21 protein-coding genes are annotated in these 22,251 nt (G+C 69.9%); 8 read left to right on the top strand and 13 right to left on the bottom strand.

The window, feature by feature from the left end; all coding sequences use genetic code 11:
- Window position 1 precedes the first annotated feature (1 nt).
- On the bottom strand, window positions 2–397 hold the full coding sequence (locus QO010_RS13170; protein ID WP_307349810.1) for a hypothetical protein: 396 nt from the start codon (window positions 395–397) through the stop codon (window positions 2–4).
- A gap of 96 nt (window positions 398–493) precedes the next feature.
- On the opposite strand from QO010_RS13170, the gene QO010_RS13165 reads away from it, so the two are divergent.
- A complete protein-coding gene (locus QO010_RS13165) occupies window positions 494–1,489 on the top strand; it encodes an NADP-dependent oxidoreductase (RefSeq protein WP_307349809.1) in 996 nt (331 codons plus the stop codon).
- 60 nt (window positions 1,490–1,549) lie between these two features.
- Window positions 1,550–2,779: a hypothetical protein gene (locus QO010_RS13160; RefSeq protein WP_307349807.1), complete on the top strand. Its 1,230-nt coding sequence runs from the start codon at window positions 1,550–1,552 to the stop codon at window positions 2,777–2,779.
- Here QO010_RS13160 and QO010_RS13155 read toward each other — a convergent pair.
- Together QO010_RS13155 and QO010_RS13150 are read right to left on the bottom strand one after the other, a co-directional pair.
- Entirely contained in the window at window positions 2,776–3,549 is a 774-nt protein-coding gene (locus QO010_RS13155; RefSeq protein WP_307349805.1) for a sulfite exporter TauE/SafE family protein, read from the bottom strand. The two genes, QO010_RS13160 and QO010_RS13155, sit on opposite strands and share 4 nt — an antisense overlap.
- Window positions 3,546–5,417 (bottom strand): DUF885 domain-containing protein, encoded by a 1,872-nt coding sequence (locus QO010_RS13150; protein ID WP_307349802.1) that lies wholly within the window; start codon window positions 5,415–5,417, stop codon window positions 3,546–3,548. Before QO010_RS13150 ends, QO010_RS13155 begins: the two co-directional genes overlap by 4 nt.
- Before the next feature lie 168 nt (window positions 5,418–5,585).
- Between QO010_RS13150 and QO010_RS13145 the strand changes: the two genes are divergently transcribed.
- Both QO010_RS13145 and QO010_RS13140 read left to right on the top strand, forming a co-directional pair.
- Complete coding sequence (locus QO010_RS13145; RefSeq protein ID WP_307349800.1) at window positions 5,586–6,377, top strand: SDR family NAD(P)-dependent oxidoreductase; 792 nt, start codon at window positions 5,586–5,588, stop codon at window positions 6,375–6,377.
- Window positions 6,378–6,437: 60 nt separating this feature from the next.
- Entirely contained in the window at window positions 6,438–7,394 is a 957-nt protein-coding gene (locus QO010_RS13140) for a S1/P1 nuclease (protein ID WP_307349798.1), read from the top strand.
- 147 nt (window positions 7,395–7,541) lie between these two features.
- Here QO010_RS13140 and QO010_RS13135 read toward each other — a convergent pair whose 3' ends face one another.
- Entirely contained in the window at window positions 7,542–8,576 is a 1,035-nt protein-coding gene (locus QO010_RS13135) for an SDR family oxidoreductase (protein ID WP_307349796.1), read from the bottom strand.
- A gap of 50 nt (window positions 8,577–8,626) precedes the next feature.
- Here QO010_RS13135 and QO010_RS13130 point away from each other — a divergent pair, with 50 nt between their 5' ends.
- Together QO010_RS13130 and QO010_RS13125 are read left to right on the top strand one after the other, a co-directional pair.
- Entirely contained in the window at window positions 8,627–9,199 is a 573-nt protein-coding gene (locus QO010_RS13130; protein ID WP_307349794.1) for a TetR/AcrR family transcriptional regulator, read from the top strand.
- A 9-nt stretch (window positions 9,200–9,208) separates the two neighbouring features.
- Window positions 9,209–9,580, top strand: a complete 372-nt coding sequence (locus tag QO010_RS13125) for a nuclear transport factor 2 family protein (RefSeq protein WP_307349792.1) — start codon at window positions 9,209–9,211, stop codon at window positions 9,578–9,580.
- Between the two features lie 3 nt (window positions 9,581–9,583).
- On the opposite strand, the gene QO010_RS13120 is transcribed toward QO010_RS13125, so the two are convergent.
- The 6 genes from QO010_RS13120 to QO010_RS13095 all read right to left on the bottom strand — a co-directional run bounded on the left by QO010_RS13120 (window position 9,584) and on the right by QO010_RS13095 (window position 17,644).
- Window positions 9,584–11,890 (bottom strand): hypothetical protein, encoded by a 2,307-nt coding sequence (locus QO010_RS13120; RefSeq protein WP_307349790.1) that lies wholly within the window; start codon window positions 11,888–11,890, stop codon window positions 9,584–9,586.
- Window positions 11,878–12,639, bottom strand: a complete 762-nt coding sequence (locus tag QO010_RS13115; RefSeq protein ID WP_307349788.1) for a hypothetical protein — start codon at window positions 12,637–12,639, stop codon at window positions 11,878–11,880. Before QO010_RS13115 ends, QO010_RS13120 begins: the two co-directional genes overlap by 13 nt.
- Before the next feature lie 123 nt (window positions 12,640–12,762).
- Window positions 12,763–14,559 (bottom strand): phosphogluconate dehydratase, encoded by a 1,797-nt coding sequence (gene edd / locus QO010_RS13110; RefSeq protein ID WP_307349787.1) that lies wholly within the window; start codon window positions 14,557–14,559, stop codon window positions 12,763–12,765.
- A 10-nt stretch (window positions 14,560–14,569) separates the two neighbouring features.
- Window positions 14,570–15,220 carry a 6-phosphogluconolactonase gene (pgl, locus tag QO010_RS13105; protein WP_307349786.1) on the bottom strand — a complete coding sequence of 217 codons (651 nt, stop codon included), beginning with the start codon at window positions 15,218–15,220 and terminating at the stop codon, window positions 14,570–14,572.
- Entirely contained in the window at window positions 15,213–16,673 is a 1,461-nt protein-coding gene (zwf, locus tag QO010_RS13100) for a glucose-6-phosphate dehydrogenase (RefSeq protein ID WP_307349784.1), read from the bottom strand. The genes pgl and zwf overlap by 8 nt, the downstream gene beginning before the upstream one ends.
- Before the next feature lie 101 nt (window positions 16,674–16,774).
- On the bottom strand, window positions 16,775–17,644 hold the full coding sequence (locus QO010_RS13095) for a hypothetical protein (RefSeq protein WP_307349783.1): 870 nt from the start codon (window positions 17,642–17,644) through the stop codon (window positions 16,775–16,777).
- 168 nt (window positions 17,645–17,812) lie between these two features.
- Between QO010_RS13095 and QO010_RS13090 the strand changes: the two genes are divergently transcribed.
- On the top strand, window positions 17,813–18,178 hold the full coding sequence (locus tag QO010_RS13090) for a hypothetical protein (protein ID WP_307349782.1): 366 nt from the start codon (window positions 17,813–17,815) through the stop codon (window positions 18,176–18,178).
- A gap of 210 nt (window positions 18,179–18,388) precedes the next feature.
- Window positions 18,389–18,703 carry a hypothetical protein gene (locus tag QO010_RS13085; RefSeq protein WP_307349781.1) on the top strand — a complete coding sequence of 105 codons (315 nt, stop codon included), beginning with the start codon at window positions 18,389–18,391 and terminating at the stop codon, window positions 18,701–18,703.
- On the opposite strand, the gene QO010_RS13080 is transcribed toward QO010_RS13085, so the two are convergent.
- Genes QO010_RS13080 through QO010_RS13070 form a run of 3 tightly spaced genes read right to left on the bottom strand, consistent with a single transcriptional unit; the run spans window position 18,700 to window position 22,248 of the window.
- Window positions 18,700–19,560, bottom strand: coding sequence for a metal-dependent hydrolase (locus tag QO010_RS13080; RefSeq protein ID WP_307349780.1), 861 nt, complete (start codon window positions 19,558–19,560; stop codon window positions 18,700–18,702). The two genes, QO010_RS13085 and QO010_RS13080, sit on opposite strands and share 4 nt — an antisense overlap.
- A 60-nt stretch (window positions 19,561–19,620) precedes the next feature.
- Window positions 19,621–20,229 (bottom strand): TetR family transcriptional regulator, encoded by a 609-nt coding sequence (locus QO010_RS13075; protein WP_307349779.1) that lies wholly within the window; start codon window positions 20,227–20,229, stop codon window positions 19,621–19,623.
- A 54-nt stretch (window positions 20,230–20,283) separates the two neighbouring features.
- On the bottom strand, window positions 20,284–22,248 hold the full coding sequence (locus QO010_RS13070; RefSeq protein WP_307349778.1) for a methyl-accepting chemotaxis protein: 1,965 nt from the start codon (window positions 22,246–22,248) through the stop codon (window positions 20,284–20,286).
- Window positions 22,249–22,251 lie beyond the last annotated feature (3 nt).

The raw sequence follows: 22,251 nt of genomic DNA, 5'->3' as shown, positions 1-22,251 counted from the left end.
GTTACGGCCGGTCCCGGGGGGCCAGGGCGGCGACTTCCTCGGGGCTGAGCTTGGTCATCTGGCCCAGGAACAGCGGCTCGCGGAAGCCATTGCTGTCCGACACCGACAGGTCGAGGTCCCGGGCCGAGCAGACCGAGTTCGAGCCGCGGACCTGCGAGACCAGATGGACGCCCGGCCAGTTGATCGAGGCCGAACCGCCGGCGGTCAGGGTGACCTTGTAGACGTCGCGGTTGCCGACCTTGAGCAGCAGGGTCTGGTTGTCGGGCGCCGACCAGCCGCGCCACTGGTTGATGAAGAAGCAGCTGCGCGTGGCCGGCTGGTCGGCCGGCGTGGCCTGGGCTGCGCCGGCGATCCCGGCTGCCGTGGCGATGATTGCGAAGAGAGCAGATTTCAACATCGTTTGACCTCGTGCATGCCGTCCCCACACCCAAGATAGGCCTACCCGGGCCGGACGCAAGCGGGCAGAGTGAGCCGCCACATCAGGGAGGCCGCCATGCCCACCAACCGTCAGATCGTCCTGGCCGAACTGCCGCAGGGCCGGCTGGGCCCCGAGCACTTCCGCCAGACCGAGGCCGCCGTCCCCTCGCCCGAGGACGGCCAGGTGCTGGTCAAGACCCGCTACGTGTCGCTGGACGCCGCCAACCGGGCCTGGATGCAGGGGGCGACCTACCGCTCGGCCCTGCAGGCGGGCGATGTGATGGCCGGTGGATCGCTGGCCGAGGTGGTCGAGAGCGGGGCCGCCCACCTCAAGCCCGGCGACCTGGTGTTCGCCGACACCGGCTGGCAGGACTATGCGGCCCTGAACGCCAAGCGGCTGGCGGCCATCCCGAAGATGGAACCGCTGACCCACCTGCTCAGCGTCTATGGCGTGGCGGGCCTGACCGCCTATTTCGGCCTGCTCGAATGCGGAAAGCCCAAGGCCGGCGAGACCGTCGTGGTCTCCGCCGCCGCCGGCTCGGTCGGTTCGATCGTCGGCCAGATCGCCAAAATCAAGGGCTGCCGCACGGTCGGCGTCGCCGGCGGCGAGGCCAAGTGCGCCCTGCTCAAGACCGAGCTCGGGTTCGACGAGGCCGTCGACTACAAGGGCGGCAATCTGCGCCAGGCGCTGCGGGCCGCCTGCCCGGGCGGTATCGACGTCTATTTCGACAATACCGGCGGCGACATCCTGGAGGCCTGCCTGTTCGGCATGAACGTCCACGGCCGCATTGCCTGCTGCGGGGCGGTCTCGCAGTATGACGGCGCCGCCCCGGCCCACGGCCCGCGCGGCATCCCCGGCCTGATCGTCACCAAGCGCCTGCATCTAACTGGCTTCATCGTCTCCGACTTCGACGACCAGCGCAGCCAGGCCCTGGCCGACCTGCAGGCTTGGGTGGCCTCGGGGGAGCTGAAGGTGCGGGAGGATGTCATCGAGGGGCTGGAGAATTTGCCGGCGGCGCTGATCGGACTGCTGGCCGGGGAGAACATCGGCAAGCGGATGGTCAAGGTCTAGGCTGGACCGATCCCTCGCGCTGAGGTCTTCTGGCGCTCAATCAGTAGTTCTGGGGGCTCCATGATTAACCGTCGCGCGTTCCTGGCCGCCGTTGGCCCGACCCTGGCGATATCCAGCCTGGCCCGTGCGGCGGAAGACCCATCGGACCTGCTCTATGGCCAGGGCCGCTATCTGCCGTTCTGGCAGGGGCTGCAGGACAAGACCGTCAAGGCCAGCCCCAGCTATTCCATCCAGTTCGCCGCCTATCTGGGCGACGAAGTCACGGCCCTGGCTGGGGCCGCCAAGCAGCAAAATCCGGCGCTGAGCCTGCCGGCCGAGAACTTGACGGTCACCGACGCCATCCAGCGTATCGTGCAGGCTTCCCGAGGCCGGCGGGTCGTCATTCTAAATGAAGCCCATGTCTGTTCGCGCCACAGGGCCTTTCTGGCGTGCGTACTGGAAGCGCTGCGGCTTGAAGGTTTCACCCATTTCGCGGCGGAAACCTTCGTCAACGAGCCCGACTGGCCGAACGTATCCAGCCTGGCCGCGGGCGACGCCTTCAACCCCGAGATGGGAAACTACACGCTGGATCCAGTCTTCGCGGAGGCCGTGCGCTATTCCCTGGAGCTGGGCTATCGTCTGGCTTCGTACGAGATACGAGAGGATCAGCGCGATCCGACCAAGACAGCCATGGTCGAGGCGATTGCTCAGCGTGAGGCGGCCGAGGCCGCCAACCTGGCCGCCTTCCTGACCGCCAATCCGAAGGCGCGCCTGCTGATCCATGTCGGATACTCACACCTGCGCGAAGGCTTGGACGACGGCGGCAAAAGTTGGATGGCGCGCCGGCTGAAGGAAACAACCGGCATCGATCCCCTGACGGTCAGCCAGTCGAGCACCGGGTCGTTCGGCCCGCATGCCCCCGACGGTCGCCTCACCCAGGAAGTCCTGACCCGCTTCGCGCCCCAGCGGCCGATCATCGTCGAGACTTCGGCAGGCGTTTGCATCGGCGCGGGCATGGAGACAGCGGACCTGGCGGTGTTCCACCCGGCCCTGCCCGACCAGTTCGGCCGCCCAGGTTGGCTGGCCGCCGCGCCGGGCCGTCGCCGCGTGACGGCGCCGCTGCCGCCGTTCGAGGGCCTGGCGCTGGTCCAAGCCTTCCATGCGGCCGATCCTGCCGCCAGCGTGCCCGCCGATCAGTATCTCCCGCCAGTCGGCGCCAAGGAGGCCAATTTCCTGGTGCGGCCAGGCCGCTATCGCCTGCGACTGGAAACCCTCGCCGGGCTCACGACGCTGGGTGAGGTTACTGTCTAGACCAGCCCCGCCACGCCATCCCAGACCAGCTTGCCGCCCACCACGATCAGCAGGGCGTAGATCACCGTGTAGAACTTCTCCCCTGACACTCGCCGCACCAGCAACACCCCGGCCCAGGTCGAGGCGATGGCCAGGGGCAGCAGCACCGCGGACGTCAGCAGGCTCTCGCGGGTGAACTGGCCCAGCGCCAGATAGGCCGGGACCTTCATCCAGTTGGTCACCGCGAAATAGATGGCGCTGGTGCCGATGAAGATGTCGCGGGCCAGGCGCTTGGGCAGGACATAGATCTGGAACGGCGGGCCGCCGGCGTGGCTGATCTGGCTGGTGAAGCCGGCCAGGATGCCCGCGCCAAAGCCCAGCGCGCGGTCGAGCCAAACCGGCAGGCCGGCGGTCGGCAGGGCCAGCGGTCCGCGGCGGTCGGCCCACAGGCGATAGGCCGAGAAGGCCACGGCGATGGTCCCCACCATCAGCTCGACCACCGCCGGCTTGACGAAGGCGGCCAGGCTATAGCCGAGGAAGATGCCCACGGCCGTGCCCGGCAGCATGATCAACAAGATCCTGCCGCTCCAGGTCTTCCTGAACGACCACACCGAAACGACGTCCTGCACGATCAGGATCGGCAGGGTGATGGCCGCCGCCTCGACGGGCGAAGTCGCCAGCGCCATCAGCGGCACCGCCGCCACCCCCAGCCCCGCGAAGCCCCCCTTGGCCAGGCCCAGCAGGATCACCGCCGGGATGGCCAGGGCGTAGAAGACCCAGTCGTGGATCACGTCCTGGCGTTGGGTTTCGCCGCCAGGGTCTTGGCCACGTAGGTGTCCACCACCGTCGCCAGCACGGTCAGCGGCACCGAGCCCGCCTCCACCACCGCGTCATCGAAGTCGCGCAGGTCGAAGCGTTTGCCCAGCTTCTTCCTGGCGCCGTCGCGCAGGCGGTTGATCTCGGAGTGGCCGACCTTGTAGCCGCAGGCCTGGCCGGGGGTGCCGATATAGCGGTCGGTCTCGCTGGTCATCGCGCCGCGGGCCCGGCCGGTGGCGTTGCTGAGGAAGTCGATGGTCTGCACCCGCGTCCAGCGCTTGGCGTGCAGGCCGGTGTCGGCCACCAGACGGCAGGCGCGGAACTGCTGGGCCTGCAGGTAGCCCAGCTTGCCGAACGGATCGTCGGCATAGAGGCCCATCTCGTCGGCCAGCTGCTCGGCATAGAGGGCCCAGCCCTCGACATAGGCGTTGAAGCCCATCAGCGAGTTGATCAGCGGGGCGTTGTGCTCGGCCAGGTACGCGCCCTGCCAGGCGTGGCCGGGCAGGGTCTCGTGATAGGTCAGGCTGGGCAGGGCGAAGATCGGCCAGTTCCCCGTGTCTTTCAGGTTGATGTAGTAGATCGACGGCCGCGAGCCATCCAGCGAGCCGGAGTTCATGTAGCCCAGGCCCGCCCCGTCCTGGATGTCGGGCGGCACCCGCTTGGCGATCACCGGGGCCTTCATCTTCAGGCGGGACATCTTCGGCAGGGCGGCTCTGGCGGCGGCGATGCGGCCATTCAGATAGGCCAGCACCTTGGCCCGGCCCTCGTCGGTGTTGGGGTAGAGGAATTTCGGGTCCTTGGTCAGGGCCTGGACCCGCTCGCCGACGCTGCCTTGGGTGAGGCCCTGTTTCTTGAGCAGGGCGTCCATGCGGGCCTCGATCTGGGCGTTCTGCTCCACGCCCATCCGATGGATTTCATCGGCCGTGTGCGGCGTGCTGGTGCCGACCTTGAGCAGCCAGCCGTAATAGGCCTCGCCGTCCGGCAGCTTCCAGACGCCGGCGTCCTCGTTGGCCTTGCCGCGGGCCGCCGTCAGGGCGGCGATCTGGCGGTCCAGGGCCGGGTTGATCCTGTCCTCGATGAGGGCGACCGCCTTGCCGCCCCAATCGCCGGCAAAGCCCTTGGCCTTGGCCCGCGTCGCCAGCGACTGGGTCAGCGACGCCTCGGCCGGCGGCGTGGCGCGGAAACCCGTCAACTGGCCCAGGGCGTTGTCGAGGATGTAGGTCGGCGCGATCACCCCCTGCCCCGTGTCGCGCTTCACCCGGTCGGTTTCCTGGTCGAGCACGACGGCGAAGGCCTCCATGCGGGCCAGGTACGACTCGCAGTCGACGGGGGCGTTGATCAGGTGCTGGCTGTTGAGAAATTCCGGGACCTCGCTGAAGGCGCCGCCCTGCTGGCTGACGACATAGGGCGTGGCCGTCTCGCTCATCGCCGAGGTCAGCGAGTTGTCGCCGTATTTGAACCGCCCGGCCTCGACCCCCAGCTCATTGGCATAGGCCACCGAGTCATAGACGACCGAGGCGGGGCCGGAGAGGCGCTTGCGGTCGATGGCCTTCATCCGCTTGAGGCGGACGGCGCATTCGGCCGCCTCCTTCTCGACGCTGGCCCAGGAGCGGTCGCCCAGCTTGAACTTCAGGGCGGCGCGCTTGCCCTTGTCGAGGCCCAGGCCGGTGGCGGTCGTCGGGCTCTCGTCGATGATCTCGTTGGCGAACCGGTCCATCAGGGCGTCGGACCGGGCGTTGGGGCTGGGAACCGGCTTCTTCTTGGCGCTCGCGGCAAGCGCGGGCGAGGCGACCGCCAGCCCGGCGGTGGCGGTGAGCATCAGTTGGCGGCGGTCGAGGGTCACGGCAAACGCTCCGGAAAGGGATGGTCTGGCGTAGGCCCGCCCCGCCTGGGTCGCAAGTGACAGGACGTTAATGCTTCAGGCGTGCGAGGGCGCCGCGAGGGAAGCTCGCGTTGACTTGTTCCCGCCACGCCCGGCATAAACCAAACAACTGTTTGACGGAGACACACCATGAGCCGCCTCGCGGGCCGCACGGCCATCATCACCGGCGCCGCCAGCGGCATCGGCCGGGCCAGCGCCATCCTGTTCGCCCAGGAAGGCGCCAATATCGTCGCCTTCGACCGCTCGCCCGACGTCGAGACCACGGTCCAGATGATCAAGGACGCCGGCGGCAAGGCCATCGCCATCCAGGGCGACGCCGGCTCGGAAGCCGAGGTCAGCGCCCTGGTCGACCGGGCGGTCAGCGAATTCGGCGGCCTGGACGTGGCCTTCGCCAATGCCGGGGTGTCGGGCGGCTTCACCCCGATGATGGAATCGACCGGCGAGCAGTGGGAAGCCCTGCTAAGGGTCAACCTGATCGGCGCCTTCCTGCTGGTGAAGCACGCCGCCCGGGTCATGGTGCCCAAGGGCAAGGGCTCGATCATCTGCACCGCCAGCGTCGCCGGCCTGCGCTCCGGGGCGGGGGGCACGCCCTACTCCGCCTCCAAGGCCGGGGTGATCAGCATCGTCCAGACCACCTGCCAGCAGCTCGGCGGCAGCGGCGTCCGCGTCAACGCCATCTGCCCGGGCCTGATCGAAACCGGCATGACCGCCCCCATCTTCGACCGCGCCCGCGCCAAGGGCACCGACGACAAGATCGGCCAGCTCAACCCTCTGCGCCGGGCGGGCCAGCCGAAGGAGATCGCGGCCATGGCGCTGTTCCTGGCCAGCGATGAGGCGAGCTACGTCAACGGCCAGGCGATCGCGGTCGACGGCGGCCTGTCGAGCAGCCACCCGGTGGCGCGGGCGACGTCGCTGGCCTAGGTTTTCAATTCCCCCAACGCGTGTATCGTCCATCGGGGACGCGATAAGCGGGAGGGTTTCATGCGGAAGCTTATTCTGGCGGCGACGGCCGCGTTGGCGCTAGCGGCTGCGGCCACGCCGGCGGCGGCCTGGAACGGGCGGGGCCACATGCTGGTCGCGGCCGTTGCCTGGGACAACATGACCCCCGAGGCGCGGGCCGAGGCGGGGCGGTTGCTCAAGCTCAATCCAGCCTATGCGACCTGGACCGCGGGCGTGCCGGCGTCGAAACGGGACCAGGTCGCCTTCATCAAGGCCTCGGCCTGGCCTGACGATGTCCGCGGCAGCTACACCATGGACGGCTATGTCCCGGTCGAACCGATCGCCAGCCAGAACCTCGGCTACAGCGACAGATACGTGCACGGCTACTGGCACTTCGCCGACGCGCCCTACGCTCCGACCGGCGCGGCCGTTCCGACGCCGCCAGAGGTCAATGCCGTCAGCCGGATCAAGGTCTTTTCCGACGCCCTGACGGCCTCGGACAGCGATGACGTGCGATCTTACGACCTGACCTGGCTGATCCATCTGGTCGGCGACATCCACCAGCCGCTGCACTCGACCACCCGCTACCTGGCCGACAACAAGGGCGACAGCGGCGGCAATTTCGTCAAGGTCTGCTTCCAGGCCTGCGCGGTGAAGGACGCCGACAACCTGCACAGCATCTGGGACAATGCCCTGGGCAAGCCGCGCGACATCGACTCGGTGCTGGACACCGCCGAGGGGCTGGCCAAGGCGCCCGACGCCCTGGCCGCCATCGGCGATCCCGACGTCTGGTTCCAGGAAAGCGCCGATCTGGCGCGGTCGACGGGCTATGTCGATCCGGTGGAGAACGGGACGGGGCCGTACGTGCTGACCGCCTCCTACCGCAACCGGGTGGTTTCGGTGGCCCAGAAGCGGATCGAGCTGGCCGGGGTGCGGCTGGCCAACCTGCTCAACGCCAGGCTGGTGAAGGCTCCGGCTCAGGTGGCGCAACCCCAATAGCCGTCATTCCAGGCCTTGTGCCTGGAATCCCGCTGTCGGCCGCAAGGGCGGAAGGCCCTCGAGCGGCGCCGGTTCAGCGTTATTCCCGTCTGTTCCAGCGAGTGGAACGCGGGATCCTGGGCACAGGGCCCAGGATGACGTGGTTTGTTATTTCACCAAGCCAAGGGCCAGGAGGCTCTCCGCCGTCGCCATCACCGCCTCCTCGTTGGAGCGCGGCCGCCAGCCCAGCAGGGTCCTGGCCTTCTCGGCCGAGACCGGGCGCTCCTTCCCCAGTTCGAACAGCCGCTCCTTCACCACCGGGTCGAACTGGCCGACGATGCGGATCAGCCAGTCGGGGAGCTGGCGGGTCGGGACCTTGGCGGCGGCCTTGCCCAGGCGCGCCTTCAGGAGGTCGGCGATCTGGCGCATCCACCAGAACTCGCTCGAGGCGATGAACCGGCCGCCATTGGCCGCCGGGTCGGTCATGGCCCGCAAATGCAAGTCGGCGACGTCGCGGACATCGACAATGGCCCAGCCGAAGTTGGGGATGCCCGGGAAGCTGCCTTCCAGCATCTTCTTCACCGCCTCGATGGAGCCGGAGAAGTCACTGCCCAGCACCGGCCCCAGCACAAGCACCGGGTTGATCGTCACCAGCTCCAGGCCATTGCCCTCCGCCGCCAGCCAGGCCCAGGCGGCCTTCTCGGCGATGGTCTTGGAGCGCTCGTAGGCCGAGGTGTCCTTGAGGTTGGTCTCGTCGCTCCAGTCGGCCTCGGTAAAGGGCGTCTTGCGTGAGCCGTGGCCGTAGGCGATGGCGGCGGTCGAGGCGGTCATCACCACCCGCTTCACCCCGGCGTCCCGCGCCGCCTTCAGCACCCGCAGGGCGCCGTCGCGGGCCGGCCGGACCAACTCGTCGTCGGACTTGATGTTGGCGATCGGCAGGGGCGAGGCGACATGCAGCACATACTGGCAGCCGGCGACCGCCTCGGGCCAGCCGGCGTCGGCATTGAGGTCGGCGGCGGCGAAGGAGAGTTTCGACAGATCGGGGGCGATGGCCGACAGCTGCTTGCGCACCTCGGCCTCGCGGGCGAGGCTGCGGACCGTGGCCCGCACCGACCAGCCCTCCGCGAGGAGTTGGGCGATGCAGAAGCCCGCGATATAGCCTGAGCCGCCGCTCACCAATACCAGACCCTTGTCGTCCGCCATCTTCCGTCTCCCGCTTGCCTTCGAGCCAGATTAGACAGATTAGATATAAAATGTCTACTTCGTCCACATCCGCCGCCGACCGGGCGCTTGAGGCCGCCGTCACGGTCTTCTCGCGCTACGGCTATCAGCGGAGCAGCATGGCCGACGTGGCGCGCGAGGCGGGAATCAGCCGGGCGGCGCTCTACCTGCATCACAAGGACAAGGCGACCCTGTTCCAGGCCCTGACCGAGCGCATGGTCGAGGAGGCCCTGGCCGCGGCGGGCGGCGCGTGGCGGCCAGGCGCGCCGTTGGCCGAGAACCTGAAGGCGACCATCCTGGCCAAGGACCTGCGCCTCTTCCGCCTGCTGCATGCCTCGGCGCACGGAGCCGAACTGCTGGCCGCCTGCATGACGCTGAGCAGCCATTCGGTCTGCCGTCTCGACGAGGGCTTTTCCAGCCTGCTGGCCGAGAAGATCGCCGCCGAACCGGGACTGGATCTTTCGAGCTTCGACGGGCCGGCGGGGTTTGGCCAGAGCCTGGCGTCCATCGCCGGTGGGCTGAAGCAGGAGATGCGCGAGGAGGCCGACTATCTGACGACGGTCGACCGCCTGTGCCGGATCGTGGCCAGGGCCGCAGGACAATAGGGGGGTGCAATGACCGACACGGTGGCTCTGGCCAGGCGCTTCTTCGACGCCATCGAGGCGGGCGATGTCGCTGCCGTCGCCGACTGCTACGCCGACCACGCGGTGATCTGGCACAACACCGACGGGATCGAGACCAGCAAGGCCGACAATCTCAAGGTCCTGGGCCTGTTCGTGAAACACCTGCCCGGCCGCCGCTACGAGGACCGCCGCACCCACGCCATCCCCGGCGGCTTCGTGCAGCAGCACCGCCTGACCCGGCCCCGGCCCGACGGGACCACGGCCGAGGTCACCGCCTGCATCGTCTGCCAGGTCGAGGACGGCAAGATCACCCGCCTGGACGAGTATTTCGACCAGGCGGCCATCGACGCCTACGCCCGCTAGAAGCTAGTCGTAGTAGTAGGGACTGCGCCTGGTCCAGTCCGACCCGGGGTAGCGGCTGTGCAGCAGCCGGAATGCCCTTTGGCCTGAACCGTCGTGGCTCGCGCCCTTGCGGCTGACCCGGATCAGCCAGTAGAGGGCCTCGGGCGAGCGCGGATCGTCGGGGTGGGCCCTGGCCCAGCCCAGCACCTCCTCCCAGGCCGAGACGGCGCCGGGCGGTGTGGCGGCATAGGGCTTGCCGTTGGTGATCCGCTCGTCGGTTTCCTCGCCGCGCAGATAGGCGAAATAGCCCCGCTCCCGGGCCATGCGCGCGGCCCCGGCCTGGATGAAGGCCGGCGCGGCCAGCGGGAAGGCGCCCGCGCCGCAGCGATCCTCGCAGGTCTGGTCGACCCCTTCGAAGCCCCACCAGGACGGCCCCTTGGTTGCGGGCGGCAGCGGCTTGGTGGCGATCAGCCAGTCCGGCCAGAAGCCCTGGAACTGCCGCACCGTCCCCTCCGGCCGCACATAGGCCGAGGTCAGGTCGCTGCGCAGGCCGGGCGTCTTGGCCAGGACCAGGAACTCGGCGAAGCGCTTGTCCGGCCCCGGCGGCGTGGCGGCGATGCGCCGCCAGTCGGCGGCCAGCGCCGGCAGACGGGTGACCAGGCGCATGGACAGCCTGTCGATGGCGGCATTGTCCTGCAGCTGGACCGCCCGGGCCCAGTTGGTCAGGGTGATGTCGAGGCGAAGGGGCGCCGGCAGGCCGGGGGCCTCGCCCAGCGCCATGCGGTCGGCCAGCGGCGTGCGGTCGATCAGCTGCTGGGTGGCCCAGGTCAGGGTCTGGGGGTCCACCCCCGTCTCGACACCCTCGCCCATCAGCCAGGCGTAGCGCGGACAGGCGTCCACCGTTTCGGCGATGCAGAGACGCTGGCGCGGCGCCAGGCGGGCGAAGTCGGCGACATCGGCGGCCACCTGCAGCCGCTCGCCGAGGAAGAGGTTGCGGTCGGTGGCCGACAGGTCCGTGCGCTTCAAAACGCCGTCCAGCCGCGCCCGCAGCTTCGCCGCCGGGACGCTGGCCATTTCCAGGCGGGTCATCTGCCAGACCACGGTCAGGTAGGCCGGCGAGTCGGGGGCGATCTTGTGGGCGGCGATCAGCAGGGCGGCGGTCTGGCGATCGGCCGGCTCTGCCAAGCTAAGGGCTGCGATCAGCCAGGCAGGATCCTGGCCCACCGACCAGCGCACGGCCGCCTTGGCCAGCGCCGGGGCCCGCCAGGCGCGGTCGTCGGGGATGTCCCATCTGCGCGGCTCCGAAGGTCCCGACTCCAGGGCGGCGATCCAGTCGAAGACTTCCGAGCGATCCGCCCGTTTGAAGCTCAGGCCCAGATAGTCGCGGAAATCGGCGGCGGCGTCGGCCCGCAGGGTCGGGCCTTCCAGGGCGGTCTTGAGCTGGCCGCGGCGCAGATCGGGCTTGAGATAGTAGTCCAGCGTACGCAGCATCGGCGCCGCCGCCTCACGGTACGCCCAGCTGCCGGGCGGCGAGGCGGCCAGGGTCTCGAGCACCTTGCGGGCGCTGGCCTCGGCCACTGGCGTGCGGCGGGCCAGGGCGTCGCGCAGCAGGGCCCGGGCGGTGAGATACAGCCCGGGCCGCCGCCAGGGCGAGGCCGCATCGCGGCTGATGGCGGCGAAGCCCTGGGCGGCGCCCAGATTGTCGCCCAGATAGAGCTGCTGGGCGGCGGCCTGGTAGGCGCCGTCCTTGAGCAGCCAGTCGGGCGCGCCGGCCAGGCTCGGCAGCGGGACGCGGTTGCCGGCGCAGGCCTCGAACACCGCGTCCTGGCCGGCCAGCCAGGTCCGGACGGCGGGGTCGGCCGCGCCCCAACGGGCGATGCGGGCCTTCAAGGTGACGCTGGCCCCCTCCAGAGCGGAGCCGAAGCAGTTTGGCCGGCTCTCGCCGCTGCCCAGGGGCCGGTCCATCCTGACCCACGGGTCGTTGGAGGGTGCGCCGGGAACCAGCTTGCGGGCCGCCTGCCAGGCGACGAGCGCCTGATAGTCCCGATCCACGGCCGGGTCGCAGCAGGGCATCGACAGCCCCGCTCCGGCCGTGGCCCCGACGGTCTGGCCGTGCAGCAGCCGCCAGGCCATGAACAGCCGCGCCTCCGGGGCCTTGGCCATGATCACCCCCGGCTGGCCGGCGAAGAAGCGCGCCTGATCGCCGGGCGGACCGCCGAAGACGTCCAGGACCGGCGGGGCGATGAACCCGTCGCCCGAGGCCTGGGCCGGCCCTGCCAGCGCCAGCACGGCGAGCGCCGTCAGAAGCGATCGAACAGTCAGTTGCGCCATGCGGCGATCCTCGCGCGGGTCTCGTCCAGAGCCGGCTGGCTCCAGGGCCTGGGGTTGAACAGATAGAGCCGCCGGCCGGGCGGCAGGCGGCTGAGCGGCTGGTCGACGGCCATGCCCATGGCGGCCCGGCAACGCGGCTCGCGCAGGTCGCCGCCGGCCTCCAGGCGTCGGCGCAGGCCCTGCCCGCCCGGTCCCATGCGGAACAGCATGGGGACCACCTCGTCCACTGGAGCCTGGCTCATCCATTGCTCGGTGTCGCACCAGGACGCCAGGGCGGTCATCGACAGCCGCTGGCCAGACGGCAGGCCGGCTCGCACGTCGGTCAGCAGGTCCAGCAGGATGGGCCGCTGCGAGGCGCGGACCTCGAAATCCACCTGCGCCGCCTCCCAGCCCAGGTCGCTGTAGGCCAGGACCGCGGCGGCGGCGGCGGCCCGTTGGCGCGGCGTCCAGGCGGCGGGGTTATGGGGGTCGATCTCGACATGGACCACGGCGGTCCGGCGCACCCCCGGCGGCAGTTTCAGCGCCACAGTGCGGCCCCGCGCCACCACCGCTTCGCCCGACAGGGTGATCACCCCGACCACGGCGGCCACTTCATCGCCTGGCTGGGCGAAGCGCAGGTCCTCGGGCCGGTCCCAGGCCCACAGCACCAGGGCCGCGCGGCGCGGATCGGCCGGCGAGGCCGCGCCGCTGAGGCCAAGCGTCAGCGCGCCGGCCAGAACAAGCGACAGGAGGCGAGGCGCCGCGACCATGGGCGATCTGAGAAAAGAGGGAGGACGATCCGGAGCTCAGGCTTCCATAGAATCAGTCGCTTGGGCAGGGGCGAGCTCTCGCCATTTGCCGCCGAAATCCGCCGGATTGCGCACAGCCTGGACTTAGAAGACCGAAGCGCCCCGGTCGGCCGCCCCGACCAGGGCCCGGAACGGCGCAAAGAGCTCGCGGCCATAGCCCGATCCGGCCGATGGCGCGGGCGCGGGCTCGCGGCCCTTCAGGTCGGCCTGGATTTCCAGGACGCCGGCGTGCGGATCCAGGCGGATGACGTCGCCGTCGCGGACATAGGCCAGGGCGCCGCCGTCGGCCGCTTCCGGGGTGACATGGATGGCGCTGGCTACCTTGCCCGAGGCGCCGGACATGCGCCCGTCGGTGACCAGGGCGACGCGGTAGCCGCGGTCCTGCAGCACGCTGAGCGGCGGGCTGAGGTTGTGCAGCTCGGGCATGCCGTTGGCCTTGGGGCCCTGGAAGCGGACGACGGCGATGACGTCGCGGTCCAGCCCACCGCTCTTGAACGCTTCCATGAGCGCGTCCTGGCTGTCGAAGACGGCGGCGGGGGCGGTGATCTGCTGCTGGTCGGCGGCGACGGCGGAGATCTTCATCACCGCCCGGCCAAGCGCGCCGTCGAGCAGGCGGATGCCGCCGTCGGGCTCGAAGGGGTCTGAGACCGGCCGCAGGATGTCGGTGTCGCCGCTCTCCGTCGCGCCGTCGCGCCAGGTGAGGGTCTCGCCGTCCAGGAAGGGCTCCTTGGCGTAGTGACCCAGGCCCCGGCCGGCGACGGTCAGCACGTCGTCATGGGCCAGGCCCGCCGCCAGCAGTTCGCGGACGACGAAAGCCATGCCGCCGGCGGCGTGGAACTGGTTCACGTCGGCGCTGCCGTTCGGATAGACCCGGGCCATCAGCGGCACGACCTTCGAAATCGCGTCGAGGTCTTCCAGCGCCAGATGAATGCCGGCGGCGGCGGCCATGGCCACCAGGTGCAGGCAGTGGTTGGTCGAGCCGCCGGTGGCCATCAGCCCCACCACCCCGTTGACCACCGCCTTCTCGTCATAGACGTGGCCGACCGGGATCCAGTCGTTGGAACGCGGCCCGATGGCGGCGCAGCGCCTGGCGGCGGCCCCGACCAGAGCGTCGCGCAGGGGGGTATTGGGGTGGATGAAGGCGCTGCCGGGCAGATGCAGGCCCATCATCTCCATCAGCATCTGGTTGGAGTTGGCGGTGCCATAGAAGGTGCAGGTGCCGGGGCCATGATAGCTGGCCTGCTCGGCGGCCAGCAGTTCGTCGCGGCCGACCTTGCCCTCGGCATAGAGGGCGCGGACCTTGGCCTTCTGCTTGTTGGGCAGGCCGCTGGTCATCGGGCCGGCGGGGACGAAGATGGCCGGCAGGTGGCCGAAGGCCAGGGCCCCGATGGCCAGGCCCGGCACGATCTTGTCGCAGACCCCCAGCATCAGGGCGCCGTCGAAGGCGTCATGGGTCAGGGCGACGGCCGTGGCCATGGCGATGACCTCGCGGCTGAACAGCGACAGCTCCATGCCGGGCCGGCCTTGCGTCACGCCATCGCACATGGCCGGCACCCCGCCGGCGAACTGGGCCGTGGCCCCGGCCGCGCGGGCGGCGGCGCGGATCAGGTCGGGGTAGCGTTCCAGCGGCTGGTGGGCCGAGAGCATGTCGTTATAGGCGCTGACGATGGCCAGGTTGGGGGCGTTGGGGTCCATGGCCCGCACCCGGTCGCCGACCGGGCTGGCGGCGAAGGCGTGGGCCCAGTTGGCGCAGGAGAGCTTGGCGCGGCCGGGGTCGGACTGGCGGGCGTCATCGATGCGGGCCAGATAGGCGGCGCGGGTCTCGCGGCTGCGCTCGGCGATACGGGCCGTGACCTCGGCGATGGCGGCGGTAACGGGCATGCAAGGCCTCCTAGGGATGCCAGATCAGGCGGACTTGGCCCTGGGACCGGGCAAGCAGGGTGTGGACCGGCAGGCCGGACCCGGTTTCCAGGATCCGCCGCTTGGCCTCGCCTCTGGTGAGGATCAGGATCAGGTCGCAGGCCGCGATGACTGGCAGGGTCAGGCTTAAACGCGGCTGAGGCGGGGCCGGTTCGCCGGCCGGGACCTCGATGACCCGGCGGCGACCGTCGGCCGGGTCGAGGCCTTCCGCCAGCAGCGGGCTGTCCGGGAACAGCGAGGCGAAATGGCCGTCCTCGCCCATGCCCAGCAGGGCGACGTCGAAGGGCTCGGCGGCGGCGATGGCCTCTTCCTCGAGCGGGATGAACCGCGCCGCGGCGGCCTTGCCGACCAGCAGCCGGGCCCGAAGCTGGCCCTCGTTGGACATCGGATCGCTGACCGGCACGCGGCGCTCGTCCGATAGGGTGACGGCGATCTTGGCCCAGGGCAGTTCGGCCTGGGCGAGGCGGTCATAGGTCTCGCCCGGCGAAGTCCCGCCGGTGGCGATGAAGGCCCCCTCCCCGCGCGCCTGGACGGCCCGGACCAGCGCCTCCTCGATGGCGGCGGCGGCGATTTCGGCCGCGGCGCCGGCGTCGGCGCAGGGCTCGATAGTTGGCCTACTCATGCCAGGTCCGGCCATGGCCATCCCGCTCGATCAGGCCATAGACCCCGCTCGGCCCCCAGGTCCCGGCCGCGTAGGTCTTGGGAACCATGCCGGTCTGGTCCCAGGCGTCGGCGACGGCGTCGACGAAGCGCCAGGCCTCCTCGACCTCGTCGCGGCGAACGAACAGGGTGCGGTCGCCCCGGAACACATCGAGCAACAGCCGCTCATAGGCGATGCGGCGGCGGTCGGGCTTCTCGCCCAGCGCCCCGGCCAGGCTGAGCGACAGCGGCAGGGCCTGCAGCCGCATGCCCTCGCCGCCGATGCCGGGGGACTTGTTCATCAGGGTCAGCTTGATGTCCTCGTCCGGCTGCAGGTCGATGACCAGGCGGTTGGCCACCAGGTCGCCCTGGGCGGCCGGGCCGAAGATCGAGTGGGGCAGGTCCTTGAACTGGATGACGATGTTGGTGCGCCGCTCGGGCAGCCGCTTGCCGGTGCGCAGGAAGAAGGGCACGCCGGCCCAGCGCCAGTTGTCGATGCTCAGATGCATGGCCACGAAGGTCTCGGTGCGGGTCGGTTGGCCGACCTCGTCGGCATAGGCCTTGACCGGCTTGCCCCCGACATTGCCCGGGCCGTACTGGCCGCGCACGGTGTCCTCGCGCACCGTGTTGGGCTGGATGCGGCGCAGGGACTTGAGCACCTTGACCTTCTCGTCCCGCACCCCGTCGGGATCGAGATTGATCGGCGGCTCCATGGCCACCAGGCAGAGCAGCTGCAGCATGTGGTTCTGCAGCATGTCCCGCATCGCCCCGAAGGCGTCGTAATAGGGCCAGCGGTCGGCGACGGCCTCGGTCTCGGCGACGGTGATCTGCACATGGTCGATGACCCGGCTGGTCCAAAGCGGCTCGAAGAGGATGTTGCCGAATCTGAGGGCGATCAGGTTCTGGACGGTATCCTTGCCCAGATAGTGGTCGATGCGGAAGGTCCGCTCCTCGGGGACCACGGCGGCGACGGCGGCGTTGATGGCCAGCGAGGAATCGAGGTCATGGCCGATGGGCTTTTCCAGCACCAGCCGGGTGTTCTCGCCGGTCAGGCCCGCCGCCTGCAGCGCCTTGCAGACCGGGGCGTAGAGGCTGGGCGACAGGGCGAAGAAGATGACCAGCGGCCCCGTTTCGCCGATCCGCTCGGCCAGGGCCTTGGCCCCGTCCGGCTTGGTGACGTCGGCGGGACAGTAGTCGAGGCGCTGGGCGAACTGCTCCCAGGCCTTGGCCTTGATGGTTTCCCGGGACTCGACCGCCTGGCGGGCCTCCTCGCGGTAGCTGGCCGCATCGCCCTCGGCCCGGCCGACCCCGACGATCCGCAGGCCCTCCGGCAGCAGCCCGTCCATGTCCAGGTGACAGAGCGAGGGCAACAGCATCCGCCGGGCCAGATCACCACCGCCGCCAAGCAGGACGAGGGTCGGGGACGGGTCGGGCATGGGGCGGCCTCGCAGGTTCCGGGAGCGCTGTCATAACGTCTGAGGCGACGTAGCGTCAGGGGGCGAAGTCAGGATTGGCCGAAAAAACGCTCGGGCGCCGCTCATTCCACCGTCGTGATCGAGCGGTGGTAGGGCGAACGCAGCACCCAGTCGCCGCCGCTCTCGATCTGGGCCGGGCCGAAATCGCGGGACAGCTGGGCCTCGACCTCCGGCGGCAGCGAGCCGGGCGGGGCCAGGGGGTTCTGGGCCAGCAGGGCGTGGTAGTGAGCCTCGTCGGCCTCGCGGTCGCCGCTGAGCTCGCCGATGCGGTCCAGGACGATGGGGGCGGCGGCGACGCCGGGTAGCGAGCCCTGGCTGGTGCCCAGCAGCACCCCGTCCAGCCGGCGCGGCCGGCCGCTGACCCCGCCGGCGTTGAAGATGGCGAAGACCATGGCCCCGGTGTGCTTTTCGGTGGCGATACAGGTCAACTGGGCCCGCAAGGGCAGCAGCCAGCCCTCGAACACCGTCTCGCCCACCCCCATCCTCACCTCGAGCAGCCCGCAGTCGTGCAGGCGGACGATACCCTGGTCATGGACGAAATGGCCCGGCGCCGCTTCGGCGGGGCGGGTGGTGCGGAAGAAGCACTGCAGGTCGGCGGCCCGGGCGGCGGTGGCCTCGCGGATCTGCGGCAGCAGCGACAGCGGCAGGCCGTCGATCTGGGGCAGCGGCGCGGGGCCGCCCGGCGTCTCGACCCCCAGGGCGGCGGCGAGGTCGGCTGGCTCGCGGTCCCAGTCCAGCATGGTGAAGCCGCTCGCGCGCTGGGCCACATAGCGGGTCAGGGCGGTCATGTTGTGGGGCGAGGGAACCACCGCCCCGGACACCCAGCGGCCGACCACCGACTTGTCCACCGCCAGGTCCGCCGCCAGCCGGGCGCGGCTGAGCGAGAGAATTTTCAGCACCAGTTCCAGCTTGGCCGAGAAGGGAGTCGCCATGGCGCCAGTCTGCACCGGCCGTGCAACTTCATGCAACCATTCTGGGTAGCCGAGCGCCGTTCGCTGCATGCCGCTGCAACTGCCCGCAACGGTCGGGCGCCGGCAAAAGCCCCGCCAACAACAAGAACACGACCTGTCGGGCTCCCACCTGTTCTGAGGAACCCTTGAATGAACAAGACCCTGCTTCTCGCGACCATGGCCGTCGCCTTCTCCGCCGCCTCCGCCGCATCCGTCATGGCCGAGCCCGCCCGGCCCGCTTCCCCCACGCTGAGCAAGCCCAGCAAGAGCGAGGTGCTGCCGGGCCTCCTGCTCCCGGACATCCAGAAGATTCGCGAAGCCGGCGGCTCGTCTCCGCCGCCCCCGCCGCCGCCGCCGCCGCCGCCCAAAAAGGGCGCGTCCAAGCCAGGCGTGGCCGCGCCCTCGGCGCGCATCTGCCTGCTGGGCCTGGGTGACGTTCCGGGCGAAACGGATCCGGGACCCCGTCCCTCACCGCCGCCGCCTCCGCCCCCGCCGCCGCCTTCCCCCAAGGGATAGTCGCGGACGACGGGACTGGCGATCTGACCGACGCTGCCGAGGCCACGCCAGCCGGATCGGACGCCACGCTGTCGGCCAAGCCGCCCAAACGGGGCGGCAAGGCCCAGAACCGGCGGGTCGAAGTGACTCTGTCCAACCTGTGATTTCGCGCGGCTTCGGCGCGGCCGCCCCACCCCCTATCGAACCCCACGCTTCTCGGAGGAATTCCGCATGAAAAAGACTCTCACCATCGCCGCCCTGGCCGCCGTCCTGGCCGCCGCCGCCCTGCCCGCCAGGGCCGCCGAGCAAGCCAATGGCGTCACTCTGAATGGCGTCACCCTGAACGGCTTCGGATTCAACGGGCTCAGGACCAACGGACTCAGGGTCAACGGCTTCGTCTTCAACAGCGCCAAGCTCAATGGCGTCAGCTTCAACAGCAAGACCTTCAACGGCGCCGAAACCAGCGGCCTGGCCCAGGCCGCCACCGTCACCCCGACCGTCGTTACCGTGCGCCTGCCGTCCGGCAAGGCGCTCAGCGTCCGCTAGGCGGCGGCGCGCTCCGACGGCGCGCTGTCACCCAGCTGACCGGCGGCCGCGGCCAGCAGGTCGCGGTCGTCGTGCATCCAGGGATGGAAGCCGGGGCGGAAGAACATCAGCCACAGCGGCAGCACCTGGCGCAGCAGGCCCGGATAGATGACCAGGTAGCCAAACACCTTCAGCCAGGTCGAGGCGGTGTCGACGCCGTCCTGCTGGAACATCAGCTTCATGTCGGCCAGCCGGCTCTTCAGGAAGCGGGGCGTGATCCGCAGCATGACGTTGGCGCGCAGCATCCAGCGCTTCCAGCCAGGCATGCCGCCGGTGACCGCCAGGAAGGTGTCGTAGGCGACGGCCTTGTGCTCGACCTCTTCCAACGCGTGCCAGCGCCACAGCCGGGTGGTCTCGGCCGGGGCGCCCTTGAAGTAGCGGTCATGCTTGAGCCAGGCGTGGGCCAGGATGGCGGTGAAGTGCTCGAAGGCGACGGTGGCCGTCAGGTTGAACAGCGGCGGCCGGTCCCGGGTATCGGCCATGCGCTGTTCGAAGGCCTTCTGGCTGTCGGCCATGTCATAGCCGCTGTCAGCGACCTGGCGGTTGAAATGCACGTGCTCGCGGCTGTGGACCGCTTCCTGGGCGATGAAGTCGCCGATCTGGCTCTTCAGGGGCTCGGCCACGTCGTCGCGATAGTGGCGGACGCTGCGGATGAAGAAGCTCTCGCCGGCCGGGAAGGTCATCGACAGCGCGTTGTAGAAGGCGGTCGGGGCGACCTGGCCGCCATACCACCAATGGGCCGGCGCCTGGCTGCGGCCGAAGGTCAGGTTGCGCGGGGTGATGGTCAGGTCGGCGGGGGTGTGGCTGGTGACGGACATGGCAGGGCTCCAGGCTGTTGAGCCTCCGTAACCACTATTTATGCCAACGTCAATTACTATTTATGTGCCCGTCAACAGCCGGGTGTTGCGCACGGCGTTGAGCGCGCTGGCGACCACCGCCCGGCGCTGGTCGGCGTCCACCCCGAAGGCCAGGCCCAGCAGCGTCCCCGCTGAAGCTTCCGCATAGGCGGCGAAGGTGATGATCAGGGCGATCTCGGCGATGCGCTTGCCGCTCGCCTCGCCGGCCCGGCGGCGGCGCTCGTCGATGAAGTCGGCCAGCAGGGCCCGCACCGGCTCGATGGTGGCGTTGTCGCCCGAGCGGACCAGCCAGCCGATGACATGGCCCAGGCCGTCGCGGTCGAAGAGGTCGAACACCCGATCCACCAGCCGGGTGAAGTCGGAGTCGTTGTGCTCCATCTCCCGCCCGATGGCGCTGATGTTGTCGAGCAGTTCGCGGACCAGGTCCTCGGCGATGGCGGCGTGCAGGCCGGCGGCCGAGCCGAAATGGTGGCTGAGGTTGGGATAGGTGACCCCGATGGCGTCGGCCACCGCCCGCATGGTCAGGACCGGCTCCTTGCCCTCGACAATCAGCCGCCGGGCCGCGGCCAGGGCCTCGGCCCGCAGGTCGGCGGGCGCGCGGCGGATGCGCTTGGCGGGAGCGGCGGTCATGGAACAGTTAGTAAGGGGCGCGGACCCGGCTTGTCGAGCCGGTCGCCAGCCTGCTCAGAACTCTTCCCACTCCTTGGCCGCTGTGGCCGCGCCGCCGCCAAAGCTGGCGCGCAGCTTGTCGGCCATGCGCCGGGGCGGAGAAGCGGACGGGCGGGAGGTCGCCGTCGCCATCTGGGGGCGGCTGCGGCCCTGGGACGAAGCCGGCCGGACCGGAGCGTTATCGGCCCCTGTGCGGAACTCGCTCATCAACCGGCCCAGTTCCACCGCGTCCGACTTGAGGGCGTGGGTGGCGGCGGTCGATTCCTCGGCCATGGCCGCGTTCTGCTGCGTGACCTGATCCATCCGATTGACGGCGGCGTTGACCTCGTTGAGGCCGACGGCCTGTTCCTTGGCCGAGGCGGCGATCGCCCCGACCAGGCCATCGATCTGCTCCACCTGGGTGACCAGGGCCGCCAGTGCTTCGCCCGTTCGTCCGACCAGTTGGACGCCGGTTCCGACATGGCTGGACGAGGCTGAGATCAGTTCCTTGATCTCCTTGGCGGCCTGGGCCGAGCGATGGGCCAGGGCGCGCACCTCCTGCGCCACCACGGCGAAGCCGCGGCCGCTGTCGCCGGCCCGGGCGGCCTCGACCCCGGCGTTGAGCGCCAGCAGGTTGGTCTGGAAGGCGATCTCGTCGATCACCCCGATGATCTGGCCGATCTGGTTCGACGATTGCTCGATCTCGCCCATGGCGTGGATGGCCTGGCGGACGATGTCGCCGCCCGAGGCGGCGCCGGCCTTGGCGGTCTGGACCACCGCCTGGGCGTGCCCGGCCCCTTCGGCCGACTTCTTCACCGTGGCGGTGATCTCGTCGAGGGCGGCGGCGGTTTCTTCCAGGGCGGCGGCCTGCTGCTCGCTGCGGCGCGAGAGATCCTCGGCGGCGCCGGCGATCTCCTCGGTGCCGAACCCGATCTGGCCGGTGGTGCCGACGATCACCTGCATGACGCTGCGCAGCTTGTCGATCGCCGCGTTGAAGTCCGTGCGCAGCGATTCGTATTCGGCGGGGAAAGGGATGTCGAGGCGATGGGTCAGATCGCCCACCGACAGGCGCGAGAGCCCATCGGCCAGGGCGCTGACCACGGCGGACTGGGCCGCCTGGGCCTCGCCGCGCTCGCGCTCGACCGTGGTGCGGGTCTCCAGCTCGCGGGCCTGCATGACCTCCTGTTCGCTGCGCATGCCGACGATGCGCCGCTGGTTGTCACGGAACACGTTCAGCGAGGTGACGATGGCCCCCAGCTCGTCGCCGCGGGCCAGGCTCTCCAGGTCCAGGCGATCGTCGCCGCCGGCCAGGGCTTCCGTCGCGCCGGCGATACCCTTGATCGCCTTGCGAACGCCCAGGATCGAGGCCGCCGCGATGCCGGCCACGGCCAGCAGGGTCAGGAGGGTGCCGATCAGGACCAGGTTGCCGGTCATGCTCGCCTGGGCGGCGCTGGCCTCGGCGTGTTGCTTGGCCTCGGCCTGCACCTCGGCGGTGGCAGCGTCGAGGGACTTGGTCATCCGGTCGTACTGGACTTCGAAGGGGGCGACGAAGGCCGCCGCCGTGTTGAAGTCGATGCCGAGCATCGAGCCGACCACTTCGATGCCGCCGCGATAGTCGGTCAGGTCCTTGATGATGGAATCGAACTGCGCCTGTTTGGCCTTGGGCATCTGGGTCTTGACCTTGACCAGCTCGGCCTTGATGGCGTCGACGTCGGTCATCAGCTTCTGGAGATCGGCGGTGCTGTCCGTGGTCGGCGCCGCGGCGTGATTGGTCATCAGCAGATAGAGTTTGCCATGCACGGCGGTGATGCGCTTGGAGATGCCGGCCAGATCCAGGCTGATGGCCATGTCCTGGCTGACGATCCGGTCTATGGCCACCGTTTGTTGGGTCTGGCTCCAATAGGCGCCGCCGGCGGCCAGGGCCATCATCAGGACCGCGAAGGCGGGCGCGAAGCCCATCTTGAGGACCAGCGACAGATTGATCAGTCGGAAGCGCTTCATCTC

The sequence above is a fragment of the Caulobacter ginsengisoli genome (assembly GCF_030814835.1).
Classification (GTDB): domain Bacteria; phylum Pseudomonadota; class Alphaproteobacteria; order Caulobacterales; family Caulobacteraceae; genus Caulobacter; species Caulobacter ginsengisoli.
This window is presented reverse-complemented; position numbering and strand designations above follow the sequence as displayed.

Coding starts and splice junctions, on each gene's coding strand:
- QO010_RS13170 (WP_307349810.1), bottom strand. CDS start 397: ATGTTGAAATCTGCTCTCTTCGCAATCATCGCCACGGCAGCCGGGATC.
- QO010_RS13165 (WP_307349809.1), top strand. CDS start 494: ATGCCCACCAACCGTCAGATCGTCCTGGCCGAACTGCCGCAGGGCCGG.
- QO010_RS13160 (WP_307349807.1), top strand. CDS start 1,550: ATGATTAACCGTCGCGCGTTCCTGGCCGCCGTTGGCCCGACCCTGGCG.
- QO010_RS13145 (WP_307349800.1), top strand. CDS start 5,586: ATGAGCCGCCTCGCGGGCCGCACGGCCATCATCACCGGCGCCGCCAGC.
- QO010_RS13140 (WP_307349798.1), top strand. CDS start 6,438: ATGCGGAAGCTTATTCTGGCGGCGACGGCCGCGTTGGCGCTAGCGGCT.
- QO010_RS13135 (WP_307349796.1), bottom strand. CDS start 8,576: ATGGCGGACGACAAGGGTCTGGTATTGGTGAGCGGCGGCTCAGGCTAT.
- QO010_RS13130 (WP_307349794.1), top strand. CDS start 8,627: ATGTCTACTTCGTCCACATCCGCCGCCGACCGGGCGCTTGAGGCCGCC.
- QO010_RS13125 (WP_307349792.1), top strand. CDS start 9,209: ATGACCGACACGGTGGCTCTGGCCAGGCGCTTCTTCGACGCCATCGAG.
- QO010_RS13120 (WP_307349790.1), bottom strand. CDS start 11,890: ATGGCGCAACTGACTGTTCGATCGCTTCTGACGGCGCTCGCCGTGCTG.
- QO010_RS13115 (WP_307349788.1), bottom strand. CDS start 12,639: ATGGTCGCGGCGCCTCGCCTCCTGTCGCTTGTTCTGGCCGGCGCGCTG.
- edd (WP_307349787.1), bottom strand. CDS start 14,559: ATGCCCGTTACCGCCGCCATCGCCGAGGTCACGGCCCGTATCGCCGAG.
- pgl (WP_307349786.1), bottom strand. CDS start 15,220: ATGAGTAGGCCAACTATCGAGCCCTGCGCCGACGCCGGCGCCGCGGCC.
- zwf (WP_307349784.1), bottom strand. CDS start 16,673: ATGCCCGACCCGTCCCCGACCCTCGTCCTGCTTGGCGGCGGTGGTGAT.
- QO010_RS13095 (WP_307349783.1), bottom strand. CDS start 17,644: ATGGCGACTCCCTTCTCGGCCAAGCTGGAACTGGTGCTGAAAATTCTC.
- QO010_RS13090 (WP_307349782.1), top strand. CDS start 17,813: ATGAACAAGACCCTGCTTCTCGCGACCATGGCCGTCGCCTTCTCCGCC.
- QO010_RS13085 (WP_307349781.1), top strand. CDS start 18,389: ATGAAAAAGACTCTCACCATCGCCGCCCTGGCCGCCGTCCTGGCCGCC.
- QO010_RS13080 (WP_307349780.1), bottom strand. CDS start 19,560: ATGTCCGTCACCAGCCACACCCCCGCCGACCTGACCATCACCCCGCGC.
- QO010_RS13075 (WP_307349779.1), bottom strand. CDS start 20,229: ATGACCGCCGCTCCCGCCAAGCGCATCCGCCGCGCGCCCGCCGACCTG.
- QO010_RS13070 (WP_307349778.1), bottom strand. CDS start 22,248: ATGAAGCGCTTCCGACTGATCAATCTGTCGCTGGTCCTCAAGATGGGC.